The sequence below is a fragment of the Azoarcus taiwanensis genome (assembly GCF_012910885.1).
Taxonomy (GTDB): domain Bacteria; phylum Pseudomonadota; class Gammaproteobacteria; order Burkholderiales; family Rhodocyclaceae; genus Azoarcus_F; species Azoarcus_F taiwanensis.
This window is the reverse complement of sequence record NZ_WTVM01000266.1, coordinates 1-1,239: the sequence shown is the minus strand read 5'-3', so window position 1 is coordinate 1,239 and position 1,239 is coordinate 1. Positions and strand designations below refer to the sequence as shown.

Here is a 1,239-nt window from a genome sequence, read left to right as displayed (position 1 = left end):
GTCGAAGAGCAGGCCGCTGGTTTCGAACAGCGACACGTCGTAGCCGGCGCGGCAGAGCGCATCGGCATACACGCAGCCTTGTTCGGTGCCGCCGAGTATGACCACGCTCCGTCGCCCCTCGAGTTCGTGCCGGAAGTAGCGATACTCCTCGAGATTGCCCGCGAACAGCGTCAGACCCGCCGCGTTGCCGGCCATGTGTGGCGGGCGCTGTGCCTCGCTGCCGGTGGCCAGCACCAGTCTGCGGTAGCCTATCTCGCCGTTTACCGCACGCACGCTGCGCGCGACCGGATCGATGGACAGGACGCGGGTATGGGGTCGTATCGTCGCCCGATAACGCTCCGCCATCTCCACGGCGGTCGCAATCACGAGCGAACCGGGACGACGTCCTTCCGCAATGGCCGGGCCGAACGATGCGTCGTCGTAGACGGAGCCATCATCCGCAGTCAGCAACTCGATATTCGAAACGCTGTCACGTCGGCGCAACTCACGAAGCGCCGCGTAACCAGCGGCCCCACCACCAACGATGAGAATCGGACCCGACGAGCTGGTCATGTCCGGCTGCGGCAGTCAGACATTGGTGACGGCATCGCTCAGGCCGGCTCGGGCACCGACGAACGCCCGACAGGTATGGCCCCCGGGAGCTGGCTCTCGAGGATGGACAGGCGCAGCACGTCGATCGCGCCACTGCGCGGATAGGTGACCCGCCAGGCGAGCGCCACCCGACGCATCGGTTGCGGCTCGGTGAACGGGCGCACCGCAACCAGGGGGTTCTGCTCGGGAAGCTCATCCGCGGCGGCGCTGGGCAACACGGTAACCCCGAGTCCGGTGGCGACCATATGCCGGATGGTCTCCAGTGAACTGCCCTCCAGGGTGCGCTGCAGGCCACTGACGTTTCGGCAATGCGGGCAGACCTCGAGAACTTGGTCGCGGAAGCAGTTTCCGGCGCCAAGGAGCAACAACTGCTCATCGGCGAGCTTATCGGTCTCGATTCGGTCAAGCTCGACCCAGGGATGGGAGGCCGGCATCAGCACCCGAAAGGGCTCGTCGTAAACCGGCTGGGCGACGATGCCGGGTTCGTCCAAAGGCAGGGAGAGAATCACCACATCGAGCTCACCACGCTTGAGCGACTCGACCAGACGCGTGGTGTAGTTCTCCTGGATCACCAGCGGCATCCGTGGTGCATGCTGGTGCACCAGAGGGATCAGACGCGGCAGCAGGTAGGGGCCGATGGTATAGATC

At 65.3% G+C, this 1,239-nt stretch carries 2 protein-coding genes; both read right to left on the bottom strand.

Features of this window, described 5'->3' with window-relative positions; all coding sequences use genetic code 11:
* A partial coding sequence (locus GPA21_RS20205; RefSeq protein ID WP_168989851.1) for an FAD-dependent oxidoreductase occupies positions 1 to 552 on the bottom strand: 552 nt, incomplete at its 3' end.
* A gap of 38 nt (positions 553 to 590) precedes the next feature.
* Positions 591 to 1,239: hydrogen peroxide-inducible genes activator (locus GPA21_RS20200; RefSeq protein ID WP_168989850.1), on the bottom strand; the 649-nt coding region annotated here is incomplete at its 5' end.